1 protein-coding gene and 2 pseudogenes are annotated in these 1518 nt (G+C 63.7%); 1 reads left to right on the top strand and 2 read right to left on the bottom strand.

Going from position 1 to position 1518, the window contains the following annotated elements; all coding sequences use genetic code 11:
- Nucleotides 1-159 (top strand): annotated as a pseudogene (locus EN932_RS39385) (SpoVR family protein); the annotation flags it as partial.
- 24 nt (nucleotides 160-183) lie between these two features.
- On the opposite strand, the gene EN932_RS35860 reads toward EN932_RS39385, so the two are convergent.
- Entirely contained in the window at nucleotides 184-1077 is an 894-nt protein-coding gene (locus EN932_RS35860; protein ID WP_013529359.1) for an HlyC/CorC family transporter, read from the bottom strand.
- Nucleotides 1074-1518, bottom strand: a pseudogene (locus EN932_RS35855) (3-dehydroquinate synthase); the annotation flags it as partial. The gene EN932_RS35860 and the pseudogene EN932_RS35855, both read right to left, overlap by 4 nt.

Raw genomic sequence — 1518 nt, 5'->3', positions numbered from 1 at the left:
CACAAGGTCAATGACGGCATCCTTCTCGAGGATGCCAGCCGCGACGCCACGCTTCGTCACATCCGCAGGCTTTGGGGTTATGAAGTCAGCCTGGCGGCCATGGATGCCGAGACCGGCGCGACGATCCACGAACGCTCGACGAGCCAGATCGCGGGATGACGGCACCCGGTCTCCCGGCGCACATCAGGCGTCGCCGGCTGGCCTGATCCTCAGCCTTGCGATCCGGTTCTTGTCGCGTTTCATGACGATGAAGCGCTTGCCGTGGAACGTAAAAGCCTGCTTCTCCTCGGGGATCGATTGCGTCTCGTGGATGACGAGGCCGGCAATGGTGGTTGCCTCCTCATCCGGCAGGTTCCAGTCGAGAGCCCGGTTGAGGTCACGGATCGGCACCGTACCGTCGACGACCACGGAGCCGTCGGCCTCCTGCTTGACGCCCTGTATGTCGACATCGTGCTCGTCGGCGATCTCGCCGACGATCTCCTCGATAATGTCCTCCAGCGTCACCAGCCCTTCGACCTCGCCATATTCGTCGACGACGACGGCGAAATGCGCCTTGCGGCGAAGGAAGGCGTTGAGCTGTTCCTGCAAGGTCGTGGTGTCGGGCACGAACCAGGGTTTCGAAGCGATCTTCATCACGTCGATCCTGGAGAAATCGTTGCCGACTTCGTTCAAGGCGCGCAGCAGATCCTTTGCATGCAGCACGCCGACGATGTTGTCGAGCGAACCTTTCCACAGCGGCATGCGGGTGTGCGGGCTTTGCAAAATCTCGCGCACCACCGCTTCCGGCGCATTGTCGGCATTGACCGAGCGCATGTTGGTGCGGTGGACCATGATGTCGGAGACTTCGAGTTCGGCGAGATCGAACAGGCCGCCGACGCGGTCGCGATCCTCGCGCACCACCTGGCCGTCGCGGCGGAAATCGTCGACCGCGCCGCGCAATTCGTCCTGGCTGGAACGCTGCGGCTCGATGCGCGAAAGCTCGTACCCGAACATGGCAAGCAGGCGCGTGCGCACGGCAACGAGCAGCACGATGAGGATGGCAAGGACGGCGACAACGATCCAGCCGGGCTCGTTCATCTCCGGTCGCTTTCCTTTGGGTGGTTTTCCCTCAGAAACGACAGCACTTCCGATGCCGGAACATCCTTGGCAATGAAAGCCTGGCCGACGCCGCGCGTCAGGATGAAGGTTAGCGCGCCGCGCGACACCTTCTTGTCCTGGGTGATAAAGGCAAGCAGCGCCTCGGCGTCAGGCAGATCGCCCGGGATGTCGGCTATTCGCCAGGGCAGGCCGACGGCGCGCAGATGCGCCTCGACGCGCGCGGCATCGTCGGGGCTGGCCAGATTGAGCCGCGACGAGAACCGGTAGGCCAGCGCCATGCCGATGGCGACCCCTTCGCCATGGACGAGACGGCTTCCGTCATATTGGGTGGCGGCTTCCAGCGCGTGGCCGAATGTGTGGCCGAGATTGAGCAACGCGCGGTCGCCGGTCTCGAACTCGTCACGCGCAACCACGTCGGCC

Source organism: Mesorhizobium sp. M7A.F.Ca.US.002.01.1.1 (assembly GCF_004022955.1).
Classification (GTDB): Bacteria; Pseudomonadota; Alphaproteobacteria; order Rhizobiales; family Rhizobiaceae; genus Mesorhizobium; species Mesorhizobium ciceri.
Note: the sequence above shows the minus strand (reverse complement) of the source record. Positions and strands in the feature narration are given on the sequence as shown.